The following is a 1,101-nucleotide window of genomic DNA, read 5'->3' on the forward strand; positions in this document are numbered from 1 at the left end:
GTCAAACATGCAGCAGGAACTTAGCTGGCATCATCATCGGTATCAAATATTCCTTGATCATCCAGTTCGAAGTAACCAGGAACAAATTCAGTTTTCTTAGATACAGATTCCTTCTCTGAGACTAATTGACTTAAAATCCGATTTTCTTCCTCCGTATTGCAAATCTTGTCTGTCAGTTCAATGTTCTGAACAGTCAGAAGCAAATTTTGCATTCGAAGGTTATCCGCTTCTTCTTGCAAGTATTCCATGCGAATTTTTGTATTTTCTCTAAATTTTCGAGCAGCATCCCTGTTCATCTGCCTTCTTACTTCAAATGGTCTTGCTTTTTTGCCCCTTGGCTTATTGCTTCCAACTGCTGTGGATGAAGAAGGCCCTGGTTTCCCGGAAACAGTTTCTGTTTCGACTTTTATAACACCACCTTCCTGTACAACTCGATGAAGCTGACAGGCATTGCCGTAGCTACAACCCGGTAGGCTCCCGGCTGTTGATGAAGACTTCAATACTTTTCTTGCAGGAGGCTCTGGGGTGACGTAAGGAGTTGCCACTCTTTTCAGAACAGCTTTTTTTCCTCTGGTCGTTGCTGTATCAGTAGGCTCCTGCGGAAGTCTGATATAACAATGATCCTGTGTCACAACACTGTATTTTGCGCCAGCCTTATCCGTTTTATCCTCACTGGCCCCAGCGTCTTTTGTCGACACAAGATTCAATGAGGATGTGTCCGAAGTCGAAAGCCTATCCATTGTTCCTGTTCCTGTGCATTCCATGACTCATAAAGCCTAGACACTCTCCACAACGGAATGTTCCGTTTCTGACAGTAAATCTGACAACTCTGTTAGTTGAGTACCTTTTTCCTGAAGGGGTTCGGATTGGTTGTTCACCGGAGTGAGTTGAGTGCTTTTTTTGAAAACGACTGTTCCGCAAGCACCATTGTCCGGGGCGGGCGCGGAAGTAGATTCATCTATTGGGGGTATCGGCAGGCAGCCTCTCCCTATTCGTCAAACGGGTCATCCTCAAATTTCCATTCATTCAGCCCGAGCGGATCTCCCTTTTTGTCCTCATAGGCTTTGTGCCAGTCGAGCTGTATCGCCACATCCACTCTGT

Annotated in this window: 1 protein-coding gene; it reads right to left on the minus strand. The window is 45.5% G+C overall.

The genetic code is table 11. From position 1 onward, the window contains the following. Positions 1-20 precede the first annotated feature (20 nt). A complete protein-coding gene (locus tag KDK16_RS09070) occupies positions 21-632 on the minus strand; it encodes a bZIP transcription factor (protein WP_257275704.1) in 612 nt (203 codons plus the stop codon). Between the last annotated feature and the right edge of the window lie 469 nt (positions 633-1,101).

This window comes from Endozoicomonas sp. SESOKO4 (assembly GCF_024606275.1).